The 21,603-nt window shown below is 61.0% G+C and carries 16 protein-coding genes; 6 read left to right on the top strand and 10 right to left on the bottom strand.

Translation table 11 applies throughout. The annotated features are described in order from the left end of the window. The first annotated feature begins 65 nt into the window (after positions 1 to 65). The gene (locus tag E5W87_RS10800; protein ID WP_065009308.1) at positions 66 to 659 is read left to right on the top strand and encodes a DJ-1/PfpI family protein; all 594 of its coding nucleotides are present in this window, start codon (positions 66 to 68) and stop codon (positions 657 to 659) included. Between the two features lie 258 nt (positions 660 to 917). On the opposite strand, the gene E5W87_RS10795 is transcribed toward E5W87_RS10800, so the two are convergent. The 6 genes from E5W87_RS10795 to E5W87_RS10770 all read right to left on the bottom strand — a co-directional run bounded on the left by E5W87_RS10795 (position 918) and on the right by E5W87_RS10770 (position 8,432). Continuing rightward, complete coding sequence (locus tag E5W87_RS10795) at positions 918 to 2,426, bottom strand: tripartite tricarboxylate transporter permease (RefSeq protein ID WP_292396826.1); 1,509 nt, start codon at positions 2,424 to 2,426, stop codon at positions 918 to 920. Positions 2,427 to 2,436: 10 nt separating this feature from the next. Further along, on the bottom strand, positions 2,437 to 2,898 hold the full coding sequence (locus tag E5W87_RS10790; protein WP_292396824.1) for a tripartite tricarboxylate transporter TctB family protein: 462 nt from the start codon (positions 2,896 to 2,898) through the stop codon (positions 2,437 to 2,439). Between the two features lie 81 nt (positions 2,899 to 2,979). Next, positions 2,980 to 3,957, bottom strand: coding sequence for a tripartite tricarboxylate transporter substrate-binding protein (locus E5W87_RS10785; protein ID WP_292396823.1), 978 nt, complete (start codon positions 3,955 to 3,957; stop codon positions 2,980 to 2,982). Positions 3,958 to 4,372: 415 nt separating this feature from the next. Beyond that, entirely contained in the window at positions 4,373 to 5,596 is a 1,224-nt protein-coding gene (gene uxuA / locus E5W87_RS10780; RefSeq protein WP_292396821.1) for a mannonate dehydratase, read from the bottom strand. Positions 5,597 to 5,751: 155 nt separating this feature from the next. Beyond that, positions 5,752 to 6,858: a glycosyltransferase gene (locus tag E5W87_RS10775; protein WP_292396820.1), complete on the bottom strand. Its 1,107-nt coding sequence runs from the start codon at positions 6,856 to 6,858 to the stop codon at positions 5,752 to 5,754. Positions 6,859 to 6,866: 8 nt separating this feature from the next. Further along, complete coding sequence (locus tag E5W87_RS10770; protein ID WP_292396817.1) at positions 6,867 to 8,432, bottom strand: GumC family protein; 1,566 nt, start codon at positions 8,430 to 8,432, stop codon at positions 6,867 to 6,869. A 171-nt stretch (positions 8,433 to 8,603) separates the two neighbouring features. On the opposite strand from E5W87_RS10770, the gene E5W87_RS10765 reads away from it, so the two are divergent. Continuing rightward, complete coding sequence (locus E5W87_RS10765; protein ID WP_292396816.1) at positions 8,604 to 9,917, top strand: VpsF family polysaccharide biosynthesis protein; 1,314 nt, start codon at positions 8,604 to 8,606, stop codon at positions 9,915 to 9,917. 18 nt (positions 9,918 to 9,935) lie between these two features. Here E5W87_RS10765 and E5W87_RS10760 read toward each other — a convergent pair whose 3' ends face one another. Then, entirely contained in the window at positions 9,936 to 11,315 is a 1,380-nt protein-coding gene (locus E5W87_RS10760) for a hypothetical protein (RefSeq protein ID WP_292396814.1), read from the bottom strand. A gap of 263 nt (positions 11,316 to 11,578) precedes the next feature. Between E5W87_RS10760 and wecB the strand changes: the two genes are divergently transcribed. Genes wecB through E5W87_RS10745 form a run of 3 tightly spaced genes read left to right on the top strand, consistent with a single transcriptional unit; the run spans position 11,579 to position 14,863 of the window. Then, on the top strand, positions 11,579 to 12,733 hold the full coding sequence (gene wecB / locus E5W87_RS10755; RefSeq protein WP_292396812.1) for a non-hydrolyzing UDP-N-acetylglucosamine 2-epimerase: 1,155 nt from the start codon (positions 11,579 to 11,581) through the stop codon (positions 12,731 to 12,733). Further along, positions 12,726 to 14,063: a UDP-N-acetyl-D-mannosamine dehydrogenase gene (wecC, locus tag E5W87_RS10750; protein WP_292396810.1), complete on the top strand. Its 1,338-nt coding sequence runs from the start codon at positions 12,726 to 12,728 to the stop codon at positions 14,061 to 14,063. Before wecB ends, wecC begins: the two co-directional genes overlap by 8 nt. Then, complete coding sequence (locus tag E5W87_RS10745) at positions 14,060 to 14,863, top strand: WecB/TagA/CpsF family glycosyltransferase (RefSeq protein ID WP_292396808.1); 804 nt, start codon at positions 14,060 to 14,062, stop codon at positions 14,861 to 14,863. The genes wecC and E5W87_RS10745 overlap by 4 nt, the downstream gene beginning before the upstream one ends. A gap of 104 nt (positions 14,864 to 14,967) precedes the next feature. Here E5W87_RS10745 and E5W87_RS10740 read toward each other — a convergent pair whose 3' ends face one another. Then, entirely contained in the window at positions 14,968 to 16,407 is a 1,440-nt protein-coding gene (locus E5W87_RS10740; RefSeq protein ID WP_292396807.1) for a lipopolysaccharide biosynthesis protein, read from the bottom strand. A gap of 153 nt (positions 16,408 to 16,560) precedes the next feature. Here E5W87_RS10740 and E5W87_RS10735 point away from each other — a divergent pair, with 153 nt between their 5' ends. Beyond that, the gene (locus E5W87_RS10735) at positions 16,561 to 17,679 is read left to right on the top strand and encodes a glycosyltransferase family 4 protein (protein WP_292396805.1); all 1,119 of its coding nucleotides are present in this window, start codon (positions 16,561 to 16,563) and stop codon (positions 17,677 to 17,679) included. 112 nt (positions 17,680 to 17,791) lie between these two features. On the opposite strand, the gene asnB is transcribed toward E5W87_RS10735, so the two are convergent. Beyond that, positions 17,792 to 19,681 carry an asparagine synthase (glutamine-hydrolyzing) gene (asnB, locus tag E5W87_RS10730; protein ID WP_292396802.1) on the bottom strand — a complete coding sequence of 630 codons (1,890 nt, stop codon included), beginning with the start codon at positions 19,679 to 19,681 and terminating at the stop codon, positions 17,792 to 17,794. Between the two features lie 283 nt (positions 19,682 to 19,964). Beyond that, on the bottom strand, positions 19,965 to 21,603 hold a 1,639-nt coding region (locus E5W87_RS10725), incomplete at its 5' end, for a cellulase family glycosylhydrolase (RefSeq protein WP_292396799.1).

Raw genomic sequence — 21,603 nt, 5'->3', positions numbered from 1 at the left:
AGGCCGCGCCGCGGGGCGAGTGGAATGCCCGCCGGACTTCCATCCACAAAATGAGGAAACCGACCATGCCAGGCAAGAAAATACTAATGTTGACCGGTGAGTTTACCGAAGAATACGAGATCTTCGTCTATCAGCAGGCGATGGAGGCCGTCGGCCACATTGTCCACGTTGTCTGTCCTGACAAGAACGCTGGAGACCTGATCAAGACATCGCTCCACGATTTCGAAGGTGACCAAACCTACACCGAAAAACCCGGCCACTATGCTTTGATGAACAAGACCTTTTCGGAAGCGGAGAAACAGCTCGACCAGTATCACGCCGTGTATTGCGCGGGCGGTCGTGGCCCCGAATACATCCGCACGGATAAGCGCGTGCAGGCGATCGTCCGCCATTTCCACGAAAACAAGAAGCCGATCTTTACGATCTGCCATGGCGTCCAGATCCTGATCGCGGTCGACGGCGTCGTGCGTGGCAAGAAAGTAGGTGCGCTGGCTGCCTGCGAGCCGGAAGTGACCCTCGCCGGTGGAACCTATATCGACCTGTCCCCTACTGAGGCCTATGTCGACGGAACGATGGTCTCGGCAAAGGGCTGGACCGCACTTGCCGCGTTCATCCGCGAGTGCCTGAAGGTGCTGGGAACGGAAATCCGCCACAACTGAGTCAATCCTTCCGATGCATCCCAGACGGGATGCATCGGTTCGCTCCTCAGATCGTCCACGGCTAGTGGCAACGCCTCCGTGCTCACGTGGAGGAGTTTGTCCCGCGAGGCGTGCCAATTCGGTGGGGCCACCGTAACCGTCAAGGCCGACAAATCGGCGCATTACGATATGGATGAGCCGATCGGCGTCCCTCCCAGGAAACCGCCGTCTTTCTGGAAACCGGGCCGTATCCGTGGAGAGGCGCCCGCGTGACTTTCGCTAATTCTCTTCCACGAACACCTCTTCGCGCTTCTTCTTGACCCCGGGCAGGAAGACGATCACGAGCACGGCGAGTGCGACGAAGAGCAGGCCGGCGCTGATCGGTCTCGTGACGAAGGTGCTCGGGTCGCCGCGCGAGAGAATCATGGCGCGGCGCAGGTTTTCCTCGAGCAGCGGGCCGAGCACGAAGCCGAGCAGCAGCGGCGCGGGTTCGCAGCGCAGCTTGGTCAGGAGGTAGCCGAGGAAGCCGAAGAAGGCGACGGCGTAGAGGTCGTAGATGTTGGTGTTGACGCTGTAAACGCCGATCGAGCAGAACGCCATGATGATCGGGAAGAGCACGTAATAGGGGATCGTCAGGAGCTTTACCCAAAGCCCGATCAGCGGCAGGTTCAAGACGATCAGCATCAGATTGCCGATCCACATCGAGGCGATGATGCCCCAAAACAGCGCCGGCTGTTCGATCGCGACATTGGGGCCGGGCACGATGCCCTGGATGATCATTGCGCCGATCATCAGCGCCATGACCGGGTTGGCCGGAATGCCGAGCGTCAGCATCGGGATGAAGGAGGTCTGCGCGCCGGCATTGTTGGCCGATTCCGGTCCGGCGACGCCTTCGATGGCGCCCTTGCCGAATTCCCCCGGATTTTTCGATACGCGCTTTTCGACCGTGTAGGAGGCAAAGGCTGCAAGGATCGCGCCGCCTCCCGGCAGGATGCCGAGCGCCGAACCGATGATCGTTCCGCGCACGATGGGCGCCGCCATGCGCCGAAAGTCCTCGCGGGTCGGCATAAGGCCGGAGACCCTTCGGATCATCACGGAGCGCTCGTGCTCGTTTTCGAGGTTGCGCAGTATCTCGGCGACGCCGAAGACGCCGACCGCCACCGCGACGAAATTCAGCCCGTCGGCATATTCGCGGATGCCAAGCGTGAAGCGCGGTGTGCCGGTGTAGATGTCAGTGCCGACAATGCCGAGCAGCAGGCCAAGCACGACCATCGCCAGCGCCTTGACAATCGAGCCGTGGGCGAGCGCGACGGACGAGACGAGGCCGACGACCATCAGCGAAAAATACTCGGCCGCACCGAATTGCAGCGCGATCGCCGTCAGCGGCGGAGCGAAGATAGCGACGAGAAAGGTCGACACCGTGCCGGCGAAGAACGAGCCTATTGCCGCGATCGCGAGTGCCGCACCGGCGCGGCCGTTCTTGGCCATCTGGTAGCCGTCGATTGCGGTGACGGCTGATGAGGATTCGCCGGGCATGTTGATAAGGATGGCGGTGGTCGAGCCGCCATATTGCGCGCCGTAATAGATGCCGGCGAGCATGATGAGGGAGGAAACCGGGTCGCCGATCTGGAAGGTGATCGGCAACAGCATGGCGATGGTTGCGGTGGCGCCGATGCCGGGCAGGACGCCGATCAGCGTGCCGAGAAGGACGCCGATCAGACAGAAACCGAGGTTTGCCAGCGTCGTTGCCGTCGAAAAGCCGAGCGCGAGGTTGCCGAGGAGTTCCATGTTCATCCCCTCACAGTACCAGCCATGGGCCGAAGCGCCGGAACGGCAGGCCGAGCGCGTAGCTGAAGACGAGGAAGGCAAACAACGTAAGGCTGGCGGAGAGCACGAGCGCGGTCAGCGGCCGCATGCGGCCGCTGGCAAAGGATGCGATCAGCGCCGTCAGAAAGATCGAGGGGATGAAACCGAGGCCGCGCACGGTCAGGCCGAAGAAGATCGGGGCAGGGAGGATGAACAGCATGCCGCGCCAGGCTATATGGCCGATCGGTTCGCTCTCGAAGCGCACCGCTTCGACGAGGATGACGGCGCCGAGCAGAATAAGCACGATCGCCAGGACCAGCGGGAAATAACCCGGCCCCATGCGGAAGGCGGTGCCGATTTCGAGGCCGAGCGACTGCAGTGCGAAAAATCCGCCGAGAAAGATGAACAGCGCGGCGCATATGCCGTTGGTCGTGTCGATTGTGAAGGGTTTCATGACGTCCTCCCAGGCCCGCGCCGCGGGCATGCCGATATCGGGCGTGAAAAACGGGGCGCTGGTGGCGCCCCGTTCAAGACCTCAGTCGGCGTACTGGCCGGCGGCTTCGATGATCGGCTTCCAGCGCGCGATCTCGCTTTCCAGCTTGGCCTTCAGCGCGGCCGGCGTCGCGTCTGCGTCGGACGACGGCTTGGTGCCGAGCTCGGCGAAGCGGGCGACGACATTCTGGTCCTTAAGCGCGACCTGAAGCGACTTCGACAGCCGCTCGGTGACCTCGGTCGGCGTACCCTTGGGCGCGTAGAGGCCGTGCCAGATGCCGACCTGCACCTCATGGAGACCGGCTTCCGTCGTTGTCGGCAGATCGGGCAGCACATCGAGGCGTTGCGGCGAGGTGACGGCATAGGCCTTGATCGTGCCGCCTTGGATCTGCTTGGTGGTATTGGTCGTCTGGTCGCACATGATGTCGACCTGGCCGCCGAGAAGATCGGTCATGGCCGGGCCGGTGCCCTTGTAGGGTACAGTGACCAGCGGTGTGCCGATCGCGCTCATGAACAGCATGCCGCATAGATGCGAGGCCGCGCCTATGCCGGCATTGGCGACGGTGACGGTGTCCTTGTTGGCCTTGGCGTAGTCGACCAGCCCCTTCAGATCGGTCGGCTCGAGGTCCTTGCGGCCAACGATGGTCATCGGCACCTCGGTAACGAGGCCGACATATTCGAAGCCGTTCAGCGTGTCGTATGCGAGCTTTCGGTATAGCGTCGCGCTTGTCGCCATGCCGATGTGATGGAGGAGCAGCGTATAGCCGTCGGGATCGGCGTTCGCGACGCGGCCTGCACCTAGCGTGCCGCCGGCGCCGCCGACATTCTCGACGATGACCTGCTGGCCGAGATCCTTCGACATGGCTTCCGCGACGAGGCGCGTGACCGTGTCGGTCGGGCCGCCGGCCGAAAACGGCACCACAACAGTGATGGTGCGTTCGGGGTAGGTTTGCGCGCCCGCAGCGAACGGATAGAGCGTGACGGCTGCGGCGGCGGCCAGAGCGGCGGCGAACTTTCTCATCGTGATTTCCTCCCAGGATATGAATTCCCAACCGCTGCCCAGAGTTCGTTTCAACACCGGCTGGATGGAGCAATAACTAGCGCAAGCTAGCGGATTGCAATCGGACTCAAACCGCAAACTGCGATTATGCACAATCCGTCCGCGCAAAATGGGTGGAAAGGTGACGTCGGGCCGGAGGCGGGTTGCGGGATGCCCGATGATCGAAACCTGATGGCTGTGAGTTTGGCGAATACCGGTTGCGGACCTCTCCGTGGCTTCTTCCGGTCTATGCTAGAGCGGTTCATCGTTTCACGGAAACGCCGAACCGCTCTATCTCTTTGTTTCTGCGCAATTCCCTAGGGAAAGCGCTAAGCGCTTTTCCCGGGAAAACCGTTTCACACTTTTCTTGGAATTGCTCTAGTGCTCTTTTCTGCACTCAAATGGAGATATGCTCGCCTGACGTCGACTTGCGAATGGCATGTTCGACGCCGCGGAGTTCGGCCAATCCCTTGAGCCGACCGATGGCCGGATAGCCGGGCTGGGCCCCACGCGTCAGGTCGTCGAGGATATCCTGGCCATGGTCGGGGCGCATCGGGATGACTGCGTCCGGGCGCCCTTCCTTCCGACGCCGCGCTTCCTCGTGGAGTAGCGCCGCCACCACCGCCACCATGTCGGTGTCGCCGCCAAGATGCTCGTCCTCGTGGAACGAGCAGGGGACGCCGGCCGCTTCCTTGCGCACATTGCGCAGATGCGCGAAGTGGATTTTTGGCCCCATCCGCTCGATCATGCCGGGCAGATCATTATCCGGCCTTGCACCGAGTGATCCCGTGCACAGTGTCGCCCCGTTGGCCGGGCTGTCGACTGCGTTCAGAATGTACCGATAGTCGGCCTCGGTCGACATGACGCGCGACAAGCCCAGCAGCGGGAACGGCGGATCGTCCGGATGGCAGCAGAGACGCAGGCCGAGGCGCTCGGCGGTAGGCACGACCTCCGCCAGAAAATCGACGAAATGCCGGCGCAGGGTTGTTGGGTCGATGCGGTCATAATTTGACAGTTGCGCCGCGAGACCGTCGAGAGACGTGTCTTCGGTCGAGCCGGGCAGACCGGAATTGACGCTTCTTGCCAGAACCTTGCGGGCAACGTCATCCATTTGCGCGTGTCGCCGCTCCGCCTCGGAGGCGATCTCCGGCGTGTAATCGCCGAGCGCCCCTTGGCGTTTCAGGATATGGATGTCGAATGCGGCGAAGTCGACCAGATCGAAGCGCATGGTGGTGCCGCCATGCGGCAGGCGCCAGGCAAGATCGGTGCGGGTCCAGTCGAGCACGGGCATGAAATTGTAGCAGATGACCGAAATGCCGGCCCGCGCCAGGTTTTCCAGCGATGTCCTGTAGTTGGCAATATGGCTGCGCCATTCGCCGACCTGCGTCTTGATCGCTTCGGAAACCGGCAGGCTCTCGACGATCTCCCAGTTCAGATCACTTGCGCTTCCATCCGGCAAAGATGCGACTTCGCGCTGACGGTTTTGGATTTCGGCGGGCAGCCAGACAGCGCCGTAAGGAACGTGGTGAAGGGCTGAGACGATGCCTTGCGCACCGGCTTGACGCGCGTCCGCGATCGTCACCTTGTCGACTGGGCCGAACCAACGCCACACATGTCTCATTCGAACACTCCGTTAGAAACGAATCGCCTCGCGGCTGGCGCCCGCGTTTCCCGCAGGGGTGACCGACCCGCTGCTCATCTTCATCGGCTGCTATCAGATTCCGATGTATGTGACGATCCTGCTCTGGCGCCTGTGCCGCCAAGCGAAGTTCCCGGTTAGAGCAGCGCTTCGTATAGATCGCCGATCTTTTCAACTTCGAAATCCGCTGCCCTGCTCTCCAGAAGGGCAGGGGAAGTGGGGTGATCCAGCATCTCAGCCATCGCTGCTGCCAGGGCCGCGGCATCGCCGACCGGTATCAGGGTGCCGAAACGACCATCACCCAGAATCTCGCGCGGGCCATGTGGCGCATCTGTGGAGACTACGGGGACACCTGCAGCCATGGCCTCGACCAACACATTGCCAAAGCCCTCGCTCGTCGAGGAAAGAACGAACAGATCGGCTGCGGCATAACAGGCCGCGGGATCATTGACATAGCCGGCAAAGAGCACATCCGCGCCTATGCCGAGTTCCTGGGCATAGGCGCGCAACTCGTCAGCCAGTGGACCTTCACCGAAGATGGCCAGTCGAGCGCGGCGGCCGGCGCGCAAGATAGCGAAGGCCCGCAGCAAAGTCCGATGATCCTTGACCGGCACCAGGCGCCCAGCGGTGGCGATGACCGGGCCATCGCCCATCGTCGCCAGCTCTGCCTGCCAGGCATAGGAATCTTCCTGAGGCGCTGCAGCCGGCGGCAGCGGGTTGTTGATGACGACAACCTTGGATTTGGGGAAGCCGCGGGCCGCAATATCGCGGCCGACGCCCACTGAGACGGCGATGGCTTTGGTTGCGCGCGCTGCAACCAGCGCGGAAAGCCAGACCGCTATTCTCGCGCCGAGGCTGCCGGAAGGCAGTGAGGCCGCCGCGTGGAAGCTTGGAAAGAACCTCGCTCGGCTTCGCGCCAGGAGAAGTGCCAGCGTCACGATCAGATTGGCAAATTCCGGGGCGCTATAGACCGCATGGGGACCAAGGCGGCTGAACAAACGTGCGCTTCGCACGATACCTTTCAACGTCTCCCACTTGCCGTAACCCTCGCCCCGGATGGGAAGATCGAAGTCGACCAGATGCACGGCGGGGGAGCGCAGCGCGGCGTTAGGTCCTTCCGCGTTCCAGGTAAAAAGTGTGACATCGTGCCCACGCGACGCCAATTCGTTTGCCATGAGGACGAAGACGCGCTCGGCGCCGCCGCCCCTGAGACTGGCAATGTGAAAAACAATGCGCTTCGCCATGCCTGGATTCAGGCTTGGCTGACGCCAATGCCTGATCGGTTCGGCGGCTGGCGCATGTCGCGCACGATGCCCATGGCTAAGGCGAGCAGCATGCCTAGAGCAAAGCCAGCGAAAGCCCCCAGGCCTGCCATCAGGGGGGTGCGGGGCGGCCACGAGCGCCCGTTTGGCGGTACGGCGGTGGAAATCACCTGCACATTCGTGGTGTCGATCTGCTCGCGCTCGGTGATTTGGCGCGCGCGAGACAGGAAGCTCTCATAGATCGTCCTCCTCGATGCGGCATCCCGTTCAAGCTCACGTAGGGCGACCTGGGACTCGCTGTCGGTGAAAACATTGCTCTTCAGATCGTTCATCTTGGCGTCGAGGGAAGCCAATGACGCGTTGGCCTTGTCCAGGTTGGCTTTTGCCGTGCCGACCGTGCGGGAGAACTCTGCCCTGAGTTGAGAACTGACGGTTTCGAATTCTGTCCTGAGCCTGACAATCGTCGGGTGGCGCGGACCAAAGGTCATGGACTGTGAATCGATTTGCTGCCGCAGGTTGTTTGCCTTATCGCGCAGTGCTGCGAGCGCTGCCGAATCCGCCGGGTCAGGGTTGGCTCCATTGACACCGGACGCAACCAAGGCGTCGTAACTTGCCTGTGCAGCGATGACCCGCGATTGCGCCTCTCCAATTTCGCTATTGAGCTGCGTCATCGTCTGCGAACTGACAAGCTGGCCATTGCTGGAGGACAGGTTGTGGCTGCGCCTGTAGCTCTCGACCTTCTCTTCGGCCGCTTGCACATCGCGCTTGAGTTGGCCGAGCCGGCCGTCAAGAGCAGCTGCGGCACGGCTGGCACCAGCAGCTTCGGCCTTGGCCAGTTCTTCCTGGAAAGCTTTCACTATGGCTTGCGAGATCAGGATCGCCTTGCTGGTGGTTTCCGCCGATACCGAGAGGGTCGTGACGAACGACGTTTCATCTGCAGTGACATCGACCCGCTCCGCCAGGCTCTTCTGGGCGACAAGCTTCGGATCGGACTTGCCGCCACTCGCTCCAACACCAGACGTGGAGGCACTCTGGTCCGGGTCGAAAAACTCCGGATCGTTGGCTAGACCGAGTTCGTCCACCACACGTGCAAGCACGTTGCCCGAGGTCAAGATGCGCTGCTTGCTGCGCGCGTTGAGAATTTGGCTATCGACCTGGCCCGGTTGCGAGTAGAGATCGTTTTCCACAACCTGCAAATTGGCAGGATTGATGAGGATTTCCGTTGCAACGGTATAACGCTGTTTGCTCAGCAGCCCATAGGCGGCGCCGATGACGCCGCCGGCCACTGCCAGCATGCAGGCCACGACGAGCCCGGCACGCAGCCAGACAAACAGGCGCCGAAAATCGAGCTCAAGGAAATCGCCGATCTTGTCAAGCGTCACCGTCGGGACAGGTTCGGGTGTGTGCGGCATGACAGGGGCGGAGCTGCGCGCCATGGTTGGGGCATCCTGTTGCAGCCTTGCCCTGCTGGCGCGCCGCGCATTGGCGATCCGCTCAAGTGCGCTGATATCGGAATCCGCCACAGAGGGAAGGGGTGTGTCGGAAGCGGCGGACATGGTGCTAACTCTGGTTATTCGCTATGCGGGCCAGCACTACAGAAAGATCGTTAACATCTCATTTTCCAAGTTGGCATATTTTGCCTATTCAAGCGCCGCGGCCGTTCGGCGGTCCCTAGAATGGATCTCGTTGGTCAGAATGCCGTTTGAATACAGCCACTTGGATGGGACATGAGCTATCCCGCTGCCGCTTCGGAACGATTGATGTCCAGCCAGGCGCGCCGTCAGAACGCGCTGTCGGTTCTGTTTTTCCTATGCGCGGCGTTTGCGTTCCTGCTCCGCCTCACGGTGTCACCGCAGATTATGAACATGGTCGTCGACTATACGGCCGACGGTGGCTCATTCTACGAGAAACTGCATTTCGGCACCTATGCTATCTTTCTGCTGCTTCCTATCGTTCTTTTCAGCCGACCGTTCCTGCTGCAGGGCGACGAAATTGGAATATTCAAGGCTTTAATGCTCTATTCTGCGCTGATGTTCGCGCTGGTGCCGTATCTGTTCATCACCGGCCGTGCGGGCTCCTCCGGGTTCATCATCGATACTTATCTGGTGGCGGGCGCCGCAGGCCTGTTGATGCTGGCCTTGAACGCGGAAGTGCGGCGGGCGTTGGGCGACGTCGTGCTTGGAATGGTGATCCTCAGCGCTGTGCTCGGCACGATCGAAGCGGTGACTCAACATCGGTTTATGCCTTACGGTCTCAACGAACTGCAGTTCAGGCCAATCGGCCTATCGGCGCATCCGCTGGCACTAGGCGCGCTCTGCGCCACAGCCATCGGATTCGTACCGCTGACGCGCTGGCTCATATGGGTGCGGGTGGCATCGATTCTCGTGTTGCTCGTCGGTTGTGCTGCGTCAGGCGCCCGCGCCGCCCTGATGCTCGCTGCCGGAGAAACCCTCATTCTGCTGATGTTCGTGCCTTGGCCGCGCCTGACGCTCAAGCACCAGCGGCAGGCCAAGTCCGTCGTGCTGCTGTTCGCCCTGGCGGGCGGCGCAGCGCTGGTTGCCATACTGTTTTCGGGCGGGCTGCTGAATCGATTCGGCAACACGATATTTGACGAGAATTTCATGGCGCGGGTGACGATCTACCAGATATTCGGACTTGTTAGCTGGAAAGACATCCTGTTAGGCATGAACGTCGACGACCTCCTGGCGATCGTCAACGAGAAGCTGCACCTGCCTTATATCGAGAGCGCGCCGGTGGTCATCATCATGCTCTTCGGCTTGCCCATAGCCGTGCTCTTTATAGTGCTGGTATTCTGGTTCATTTTTCGGCTGCTGCGCGCGGCGCCGCTGCCGGCATGGATCGGCACCATGACGTTTCTGCTTGCTGCGCTGTCGAACAATGCGCTTTCGTCAAAAGCGCCGGATATCACGACCATCGTGGTGTTGCTGCTTGCCTATAGAAACGTGCCGTATAGAAACCAGCCGAAGAGCACATCTTCGGCCGCTGTTGCATCCGGGTCGAAACTGGATCGGCTCGGATAAGCGCAGGCTCCGGACGCCTCAGCCAGCGCTATCCACAACCTCGACATTGCCGGCGCGATTGAGCGTGTGAATGCCGGCGCGGGCCCATGCTGGCCCCTGGCCGATCGGGCGGGGCGGCGCAAAACGGACATCGACATCGTCAAGCCGATCCAGCCGCATCAGCCCCAGGCCGCCGCCATAGGCTCTCGACCCGTTTTGCACAGGCAACACCAGAGCATCGCCCTGGCGGATAAAAGCGCCGCCGGGTCGGGCGGCCGAGTGATCGACGGCGATGGGATTGAGGGCATGCGCAACCCATGGCCCGCGCAGCGAGGGTGCGGAATAGACGGCCATCGTATCCGAGGCGCTGCCGTAACCGAACCGCTCCGTTCCCAACAGCCAGAAGCGCCCATCGGATTCGAGCAGCGTGGCGTCATTGAAATCCTTGTCCGTCATCAGCACTGTGTCGCGTACCCAGCGATCTGGAAACTGTGCGGCGCGGTAGAGCACAAGCTCGCGCGCCGCCCCACTCTCAGGGATCATGAAAATCTCGCCAGCCAGAGCGAACACCTGCGGATACGATAAGTGGTGCGGTTCCTCCAGCACAACCCTCGGTACGCCGAAGCTGCCATCGTCACCCAGTTCGGCGACAGAAATCACTCCGCGACCCGTGGCGTAGGGAAATTCCTCGACAAACAGATAGTGGCGGCCATCGCGCTCGAAGACGAATGGATCGGCGTAGAATCGCTGGCCATCGTCCGGGAGGACGGTGAACGGCGTACCGTCGAGTTGCCCGGTTTCGGCGACACCTGACCCGTCGATCAGCCGATAGGCAACCTGCCAATAGAAGGGGCGCCGTCCAAGTCTGAGTTTTTGCACGGCACGGTCGATCAACCCCCTGCAGAAAAAGGGCAGATAGTGCCGGACGAAACTGCCATTCCTCAGGATCGGCACTGGGCTATCGGCGATTGGCACAAGTTCGCCAGCGGAAAAGCGGGCGACGCTTTGCGCAACCAACGAGATGGCCCCAGCCAGCAGGTCGTTGCAGCTGCGAGACAGCCAGAGCCGGTCGCTGAGCATCGGTCGCCCCCGGGCGACTGTGACGCCGTCGAGGCGAACGGCAAGTTCTGGCGATCGTCGGCTCGCCAGCATCTCGGCCATACCGGCGGGGAAGGTGCTGTGGCCGCAAAATTCGAGCGTCAGAACCGGCGTGCCGCGTGGTGCGGCAGTGCCAGTGAGATCGATCACGAGGTCGGCTGGGCCGGAACCGCCAGACGGTAACGGGTCGGAGGGGCTTGCCAACGAGGGTCCGAAGCGCCGGCTCTCGACCGCCAGCACAATGTCCAGTCCGCGAGCGATCGGCGCAGGTGTCGGCGCGCGGCAGCTCGAAACCACGTGACCAGCTGCGCTCAACCGCACCAGAAGCTCATTTTCCCAGCGTCGAGATCCAACGATGTGGCCGATAATTAAAATATTAGTCAATCGAATATGTTCTTTTTCAAGACTACTCTGTCAGGATACGTATCGGGTTAGGCTTTCATAAGAGTTACCGGGGAGAACGCGGGCTTGGCTGTTAATCATATATTAAGATTTAAGGTCACTAAGGCGGCTTCTGCCGCTATTATAGCTCTCGTGGCGAATAATCAGCAGGTCGCGACGCCTTCTGGCGACCAGGGTCAGCAATGAACGTCCTTTCACATCCAAAACTGCCGTCCAGGCAAAAACTGCTGATCGTGTTCGGCACGAGGCCGGAGGCGCTCAAATGCTTTCCAGTGGTGCGTGCCGCGCTTGCCCATCCAGGTTTTATTACCGAGACATGCATCACTGGCCAGCATCGCGAGATGGTCGACCAGGTCATCGAACTGACTGGCCTGCCCGTGCATCACGATCTCAACATCATGCAGCCCGGCCAGACATTGTTCGACGTGACCTCGCGCGTGCTGCTGGGCATGGCCGAAGTGCTGGAGGAGGCGAAGCCCGATATCGTCCTCGTGCAAGGCGACACGACGACGGCGATGACTGCGGCTCTGGCTGCCTTCTACAAGCGCATCCCAGTCGCCCATATCGAGGCAGGATTGCGCAGCCACGACATCAACTCTCCCTTTCCGGAGGAGCTGAACCGCAAGATTGCCGGCGACATCGCGACCTGGCACTTCGCGCCGACCATTCAGGCGCGCGACAATCTCATCGCCGAAGGAAAGGACGCCAGCACCATCTTCGTGACCGGTAATACGGTGATCGACACGCTGTTGCATTTTTCCGGCGCGATCGACGCTGACAAGTTGATGAGCGCGAAGCTCGCCACTCATTTCCCCTTCCTTGATCCCACCAAGAAAATGATCCTCGTCACCGGTCATCGCCGTGAGAATTTCGACGGCGGCATCCACCGTATCTGTGCGGCGCTGAAGCGATTGGCGGTGCGCGAGGACGTGCAGATCGTCTATCCTGTCCATCCCAATCCCAATGTGCGCTCGGTGGTCAATGCAGAACTAGGGGGTGTGCCGAACATCCATCTGGTCGATCCGCAGGATTATCTGCCGTTCCTGTTCCTGCAGAAGCAGAGCTATCTGGTGCTGACCGATAGCGGCGGCGTGCAGGAAGAAGCGCCTTCGCTCGGCAAGCCGGTGCTGGTGATGCGCGAGAATACCGAGCGACCCGAGGGGATCGCGGCAGGTACCGCCCGTCTCGTCGGCACCGATATCGAAAAAATCCTGTCCAATGCCAACAGCCTGCTCGACGATCAGGCCGCCTATCGCGGCATGGCGGAACGACACAACCCATATGGCGATGGCCGGGCCAGTAACCGGATCGTTGAGGAATTGCTGCATCATGGCTGAGATCAAGACCGTTTCCGTTATCGGCATGGGCTATATCGGCCTGCCGACCTGTGCCATCTTCGCCAGTCGTGGGCTCGACGTCATTGGCGTCGACGTCAACGAAGCCGTGGTCGAGAAGGTCAATCGCGGCGAAATCCACATCGTCGAGCCAGACCTTGATGGTTTGATCCAGAAGGTCGTGGCCAACGGCAAGCTCAGGGCCTTCAGTACGCCGCAGCCGGCGGACGCCTTTATCATCGCCGTGCCGACCCCGATGACCGAGGACCACAAGCCGGATGTGAGCTACGTGCTCGCGGCAGCACGAAGCATCGCCTCCGTGCTGAAGCGGGGAGACCTTGTGGTGCTGGAATCGACATCGCCGGTCGGCACGACGCGCATCATGACGGCACTGCTTTCCGAGTTGCGGCCCGATCTCAAATTTCCTCTCGTGCATGGCGAAGAGGCCGATGTTCTGGTCGCCTATTCGCCCGAGCGCGTGTTGCCGGGAAAGGTCCTTACCGAGCTGATCAACAACGATCGCTCGATCGGCGGACTGTCGCGCAAATCGTCGGAACGGACCGCGGCACTCTATTCAACCTTTGTTGCCGGCGACCTGTTCACGACCAAGGCCGAAAGCGCGGAACTGGTGAAGCTGACCGAGAACGCGTTCCGCGACGTCAATATCGCCTTTGCCAACGAGCTTGCGGCAGTGTGCCAGGATCTGTCGCTCAACGTCTGGGAGGTGATCGATCTCGCTAACCGGCATCCCCGCGTGAACATCCTTCAGCCGAGTCCGGGCGTTGGCGGCCACTGCATTGCGGTCGATCCGTATTTTATCATCGATGCCGCGCCCAACAGCACGCGGCTGATGGCTTCGGCGCGCCGGATCAATTCCGAGCGTCCTTTGTCGGTGGTCAGGGATATAGAAGCCTTGCTCGACCCGTCCCGCAAGCAGACGATCGCTTGTCTTGGCCTCAGCTTCAAAGCCAACATCGACGATATGCGCGAGAGCCCGGCTGTCGAGGTGGTGAAGCTTTTGTCAGATATTCCCAATCTGAAGATCATTGCGGCCGAACCCAACACACATAGGCTGCCGTATGAGCTCGAGGGCAAGGGCATCGTCTTCACCGATGCACTTTCCGCCATCGACCAGTGCGACATCGTCGTCCTGCTGGTCGACCATCGGCAGTTCAATCTGGTTGATCCCGAAGCGCTCAAGGACAAGAAGCTCATCGACACGCGGGGTCTGTGGACCTGGCGCAAGGCACGCAAGCCCGACGCCCGCATCGAAGGCAAGAAATCAGCGATCGAGCATCTGGCACTTCCTGCAGGTGCAGAGGAGGCCGCATGAACGCGCACGACCCGGTATGGGCGCAGCATCGGCTGTTGGCGTCACGGCGCCGGGAGTTCCTTGGCGCGCCGATCCATGCTCTGACCATGGCCGAGACGCTGGCCATCGCCGATGAGGCAATGACCCTGCGGCGGCCGCTGCACCATGTGGTCGTGAATGTCGCCAAGCTCGTGAACATGCGCAACAATACCGAGTTGCGGGAGGATGTTGCGACGGCGGATGTGATTAACGTCGACGGCATCGGCGTGCTTTGGGGCGCGCGTCTTTGCGGCGTCGCGCTGCCGGAGCGGGTAGCCGGCGTCGACATCATGATCAATCTGTTGAGCCTCTGCGCGAAGCGCGGCTTCAGGCCCTTCCTCTTGGGTGCCGAGCAATCCGTTCTCGATGCGGTTGGAAGGCGGCTTGCCAAGGATCATCCGAGCCTCGTCGTCGCCGGCATTCGCAATGGCTATTTCAAACCGGAAGACGAGGCCGGCATCGTCGAGGCGATCAACGCCTCGGGTGCCGACTGCCTGTTGGTGGCCATGCCGACGCCGCGCAAGGAGCGCTTTCTCAAACGCCATCGAGACGAACTCACTCCGAGTTTTGTCATGGGCGTGGGCGGCAGTTTCGACGTCTACGGCGGCAAGGTCGCCCGGGCGCCAAAACTGATTCAAGCGGCCGGTCTCGAGTGGTTGTTTCGCGTGGCACAGGAGCCGCGACGCTTGTGGCGCCGCTATTATGATACCAACACTGCCTACGTGGGGCTGCTGTGCCGGGAGTTCTGGGACCGTCGAGGGCGCCGAAAGGTCGATCTATAAGCACCGGTTACCAAAAAAATATGGCACCGGCCCTGGGCTACAGCACCGACCCGAAATCGGAACCGCTTTTCCAGGACTACGATACGACGCGCGCCGTCGCAGGTTTATGCGAGCCGTAGCCGCGCCCGCAACTTAGCTGCGAATTGCATCGCGGCGGCGGGATAAAACAGCCACGTCAGCCCGAAGAAAATCACTGCGCCAGCGGTGCCGCCCGCGGCGAGCGAGAAGATGGCCGGCGCATCGCCGAGTAAAGCGCTGGCAAGGCTGGCGGCCAGCCCCGTGCTGAGCGAGATGACGATCGAAATGCCGATGTCGCGCCATGGCACCGGCACCGGCGTGAGCCGTTCGCTGATGATGATGCAGGCAACGAGGCCGACCAGCGATCCGCCCGCCAGCGCCAAAGCAGCACCGACCTCCGCCATCGGTGGGATCAACAGCACAGACAGTGCGATTGTCGCCACCGAGCCGAAGGAATTGGCGATGATCAGCAGCCACGGCCGCTTGTGCGCGTGCACCACGGTGCCATAGACGAAGCTCGCGAGGTTGGCACACAGCACGCTGAAGGCGATGATCGGAAAGAGCAGGCCGAAGCGACCGTGATATTGCGAGGGCAGCAGGAGCTGCGTGATGTCGCTGCTGAGTGCGACCAGCATCGCTGCAACAGGCAGGCAAAGGCGGGTCATCAACGCCATCAATTGCGACAGCAGCCGGCCCGATGCCGCAGGCCCGTCGTCGTCGAACCGGCTGACTACCTCGGGAAAGGCGCCCATGTTGATGGAGTTGGCGACCATGTCGATCGGCTGGCGGGCCAATGCATAGGCTGCGGCGAAGATCGCCACTGCGCCGGCATCGTAATAAATCTTGAGGAACACGCGCTCTGCGCTGTGCAGGCCGAAGCCAACCAGCGCCATGATGACCAAGGGCACACCGAGGACGAAGAACTCCTTTTGGGTGAAGCGTGGCGGACCGGCAACGACACGTCGCGATGCCATAATGCCCGCCACGATGCCGGCAATTAAAACGCCGAGGCTCGAGCCGAGCGATACCGTCAGAAAGGAATCCTGAAACAGGATGACGGCGCCTATCGGCAGCGCGAGTTGCAGCACGGCGCGCAGGAACTCGAGCATCGAATAGACGGAATGACGTTGCTGCATCTGCAGCACGGTCAACGCGAAGCGGCCGATGGAACCGGCGATCAGGTAGCTGCAGACGGCGATCGCAAACTCGACCCAGCGCTCCGGCACGACCACTGCCGAGGCGACCACGGATATAATCAGCGCCAGTGCCGTGCTGGCAAGCAACACCCGTCCGGCCAGCATCAGGCTGCCGCGGCTGATGTCGCCTTTGCCGCCAAGCCTGAGTAACGCTATGCGCAGCCAGTTGGTAACGGCAACGTCGGTCATTTCGCCGACGGTCACCACCAGGGTCAGCAGGCCATACTCGGTCTGGTCGATCAACCGCGTCACGATGACCAGCAGGAGCAGCGCGGAGATCCGTGTCAGCAGGATCGCCGGGGCATAGATGAGCGTGGAGCGGAGCAGCAAAGGGTTTTCCCCGGAAATTCACCTTCGATTAACCGTCGACAGGCGGAAAATCCAGCGCGATGACGGCAAAGGGTGAACAGATTCAGTTTGAACTAACGGATTCGTTGTAAACCTCATTTGAAACCCTTGTTTTGTCGTTCCGAAAATCGAGTCATGTTGCAGCGTCTGGTTCACAATCGAAAAGTGCACGTCCTTGTCGCGACGCCCTCGGGCGTTTCGGGGCAGGGAGGCATCGACCGCATCATGGGGGCGCTGAAGCAGGAGTTCGAACGGCAAAAAATCGCCGACATCGATGTACGCTTCCTTGCCAGCCGCGGCCCGGGGCATGTCGGGCTTTCGATCTTCTACATGTTTGACTTTTGCTTGCGGATGCTTGCGGCGCGTTTGGCCAAGCGTGCCGATGTCATTCACATCAATTTATCGGTCTCCGGCAGCACCTATCGCAAGATGGTGATCGCCGCCTGCGCGCGGCTTTTGTCGATACCCTATGTCCTGCATTTGCACGGGGCGCAGTATGAGACGTTCTGGAAAGACGATCGTGGCTTCATGAGCCGCCGCATCGAAGCTCTGTTCGAGCGTGCCGGTCGGGTGATCGTCTTGGGCGGGCTTTGGCGCGACTTCGTCGCGAGCCGAGCACCGGGGGCGGCCGGCAATATCGTCATCGTTCCCAACGCCACCGCGGTTCCCACCTTGGCGCATGTCGGCGGCGGCGACCATGTGCATATCTTGTTTCTTGGCCGCATCGGCGACCGCAAGGGAGTCCCGCAATTGATCGATGCGCTGCACCGCATGAAACCGATCGAGGGTTGGCGCGCCACGATCGCCGGCGATGGCGATGTCGAGGCGGCACGGATGAGAACGGCCGAACTGGGCCTTGCCGAGCGCGTTGCGCTTCCTGGTTGGGTCGGGCCCGACGAGGTCGCATCGCTGATCGCTTCGGCGGACATTCTGGTGCTGCCCTCGTTTGCCGAAAACCTGCCGGTCTCGGTCATCGAAGGCATGGCCGCAGGTCTCGCGGTCGTGACGACACCTGTCGGCGCCGTGGAGGACATCATCACCAACGAGCAATCCGGGTTGCTGGTGCCGCCCGGCGACGTTGCGGCGTTGACCGAGGCGCTGACACGACTGGTCGAGAATCCGGCATTGAGGACCAGGCTTGGTGCTGCCGCAATGGCGGTGCATCGGGAACGGCTCGAGCTCGCCCCGTTTGTCGGCGCGATCTGCGACGTCTGGAGGTCGGTCGCGTTAAAGGCTCAATCGGTCAAGCGCTGACGCTGTCGTGTGTAATAATGCCGACGCTTATCTGTGCGCGCCGTCGTTTGAGTGCGGCGGGTGAGCCTTCACGCGCAGACGCGGGCCGATCGCGACATCGATCCCATTGGCGTCACTGCGGCGCTCCAAGCGCGAACTCGCGGTGGAATATCTCCAAGTTCAACAGCGCCCATATCAGCTTTTCGTGGTCTGCCACCCCTTTCGTGTGCTCCGAGACAATTCGATCAAGGTATTTCGCGCTCAAATAGCTGCGAATAACGGAATGAGAGGAGCAAAGATGGTCGTGCACGTAGTTCTTCATCGACCCGCGAAACCATTCGGCAACGGGCACCTTGAACCCGATTTTGCGGCGGTTGAGAATTTTCTCGGGAAGTATGTTGGCCATACTGTTGCGCAAGATCATCTTGCCCTGCCGCCGACCCACCTTGTAGCGATCGGGCAATGTGCTGGCGAACGCAGCCAGATCGCGATCGAGGAATGGCATTCTTCCTTCGATTGAACCGGCCATCATCATCCGGTCGCCTCGTTCCAACAGATTGTCAGGCAACCACGATGTCTGATCGAAAAACAGCACGCGGCGAAGATGGGACGCCGTCGCGCTCGATGAGAACGGGAAGTCGTTACGCACGTTGCGGCAATTGACCGGCGCACCGATGAGGCGACCGTGTTCGCGCGCTGTCATGGCTCCAAACCAGGAGATCATCCGGGTGGCAAAGTCCCTTTCGCCCGCGCTTCGGGCAAATGTATCGAACTTGGCCGTTGCGCCAGGCATGGCGCGTATCAAAGGCGCGAGGAGGTTGTTGTGGAGCAAGGCTGGAACGAGCGACCGGTAGATTCCAGCCAGCGACTCTGCACGGTGTTTTGGATACCCGCCGAGAATCTCGTCGGCCCCTTCGCCTGTGAGCACCATCTTGACGTCCTGCGAGGCTCGCTCCGACATCAGGTAAATTGGAATGTCCGAACTTTGTGAAACAGGCGCCCCCAGGTGGCGAATCAACTTGGGCAGATGGTCAATCAGGTCGTCCGCTTCGATGACCAACTCGCGATGATCAGTCTTGAAATGATCGGCGACGCTTCGGGCGAATGGGAGTTCACTATAAGCCGATTCCCTGAAACCGACCGAAAATGTACGAATGGGCTTGTCGCTGTGCTTGGTCATCAGGGCGACGATTGCCGACGAGTCGAGCCCTCCGGAGAGAAAGGCGCCAAAGGGCGCATCGCTGCGCATTCTGATCTCGACGGAATAGTCGAGCAGTGCCAGAAATCGTCGCTTGGCGGTTTCTTCGTCGATATCCTCGGTCAGATCGGTTTGATCTTGAGGCGTATAATAGCGCGTTTCCGTCACTGTCCCTTGCGAGCAAACAGCATAGCTTCCGGGGTTGAGTTTGCGGATTTGTTTGAAAAGCGTGCGGGGTCCAGGCACATAACGCCAGCGCAGATACTCGTGCACGGCGTCCAAATCGAGCTGCTGCGCATCTGGCTGCGACGACAACAACGCATTGATCTCTGAGGCAAACGACAGCAATTTTCCGCTTTGCATGAGGTAAAGGGGCTTTTTGCCGAATGGATCCCGGCCGAGGATCAATTCCTCCCTCTGAGTATCCCAGAGCGCAAAGGCGAACATGCCGCTCAATCGGTCAAACATGGACAAGTGCCACTGATCATAAGCTCTGAGCAGCACCTCAGTATCGGAGCGCGTTCGAAAATGATGACCGAGGCCGATCAGTTCCTGGCGCAACTCGATATAGTTGTATATTTCGCCGTTGAAAATAATTCTGAGCCGGCCGTCATCGATATGCATCGGCTGATTTGAATCGGCATTTAGGTCAATAATCGCCAGGCGGCGATGCACCAATGCCAATTGGTTCTCGCCGGTGTTCAAGTCCAAGAACTCGGTACCTTCGGCATCGGGACCACGATGCCGCAATGCGTTGGACATTCTGGCGGCCCGATCTTGTGGATTCTCAACCCTCGGCCCGATCCAGCCGCCAATTCCACACATTTTCTTCCCTCGGGCGAGCGCGTATTTGCGGCGCTATTTACGACGAATGTATTAAACACTTGGTTGCTGACAAACCGGATCGCGAGGAAAAAGCCCGCAAGGGTTGAAAAGCTGGGTCTGATCGGTTCGATGAGGCTCTGCCGGTCCTGATGAAGTGCCACCGACGGTTGCGGTCGGAGGCGGCAAGACGGTTTAACGAAGCCAGGCCGATCCCGATCCAATGTGGCAGGGAGAGGATTGGCGTTGCCGCCCGGCTGGTTCACCGCGAAGAGGGTAACCGCAGCTATGGCAGGCCCAGTGCTCGCAACATCTTCGAGTCTGGGACCGCAGGCCCTTCCTGCCGGATGACGGTCATTCCATAGGGATTGGAGAATTCCCAGACAGACCATGGGATCGCAAAGCGTTCCGCCTGCTCGCGCACCGCCTTGAGGTAGCGCAGACGGTCAGCGTCGAACGCGCCCATGCGGCCGTCCGCGGACATGAGGATGACGCCGAACTCGCCCATGAAGAGCCGTCGGCTTGGGACGCCATGGGCCTCGGCCCAGTCGACCGCCTGGCGGAAGCTCGCCTCGAGTTGGCTTGGGCCCCAATTCTGCTCGAAATATCGGGCGATTGCTTCACGCGCCGCGACCATGTTCATCACCTGCTCGACCGGGCTCAAGCCGGCGGCGTCCATCTGCGCCTTAAGGGTTTCGGTCACCACTTCGGGCGTGCTGCTGTCGGCCGGCCACGGGAGGCCCGAGGCGAAGGCGTCTATCCCGTCGGACCGCTGATGCGTGAAACTGTGCGGCTCATACATATGGAAGCTGTAGTAGAGGTTCGGGTCGTCAAAGCCCGGGGTGAGATTGACCAGTCCGGCAATGCTGTCGCCACAGGCGCCCGTTGCAACGATGGTGAGCTCGCTGCTGACTGAGCGAATATCGCGGACCGTGCCTGCCATGATCCGCTGCCAGTCATCGCTCCCGCTCGAATCGCAGGGGTAGTATGCCGGCTCGTTATATGGCTCGAGGGCTACCTTGTCGGTGCCGATCTTGACCAGCATGGTGGCGACCGACACGACCATTTCGCGGTAGCTGGCAACCCCCCCGCTGTCGGCTCCGTCATAGATCATCTCCATGCTGTAGGCCGGAACCTGGGTGACGCCGTGCAGGTCGAAAACCACCTTGAGGCCGGCCGACGTGACCCGCTCGACCGCCGCGGCAAGTATGTCCAGCGCTTGTTGCCGTTTGGCGCCCTCGCTGGCAAGCAGAGGGCCGGGGTCGACACTCAGCCGGACGAAGTCGAAGCCCATCGATCGAATGCTCGCAAACGCCTCGCCGTCAGGCCAGTTGGTGAGCGGCCTATCTCCGGCGCGCCACTCTTTCTCGCTGCGGTAGGGGGGCCAACGGTAAGATCCATCATCCTCCATCGGCGACCAGTTGAGCCATCCATGCACGCCAACGCCGCGCTGGAGCGGGATCGGTGCAGCGTTGGCTGCCATCGCCATCCCGAGCACCCACGCTGCAATACACGCAATCCTTCTCATCGCCACTCTCCGCATCATGGTCGGAGATATTAACCGCAGGATCGGAAAAGGAGGATTGCCGTCGCGCGGCTTTTCGACAGCATGGTATATAAGAATCGAAACCTGGGCGGAGCGCGTATGAGAATCGGCTGGTACATCAACCGGTTGCGCAGTATGCAGCCGGCCGAGGTGTTGCACCGGCTGGGCGAGCAGCGTCGAAGGATCGCTTCGCGCCGCCGCGACGATGGCTGGGAGCGTTATGCTTCGCGCCCGTTGCACCCGGTGCTGCTTGGGTGGCGCGATGCTGCGCTGGCTGCGACGCCGGCACAACGGCAAGCCATAGCGGCGGCGGCGCAAAAAACGCTTGGGGGCCAGTTTTCCGCACTTGGGCGGACATGGCCGCCGCGCGACCCCGATC

This window comes from Mesorhizobium sp., from assembly GCF_004962925.1.
GTDB lineage: Bacteria > Pseudomonadota > Alphaproteobacteria > Rhizobiales > Rhizobiaceae > Mesorhizobium.
The sequence above is the reverse complement of the archived record's forward strand: the minus strand, read 5'-3'. Positions and strand labels throughout refer to the sequence as shown.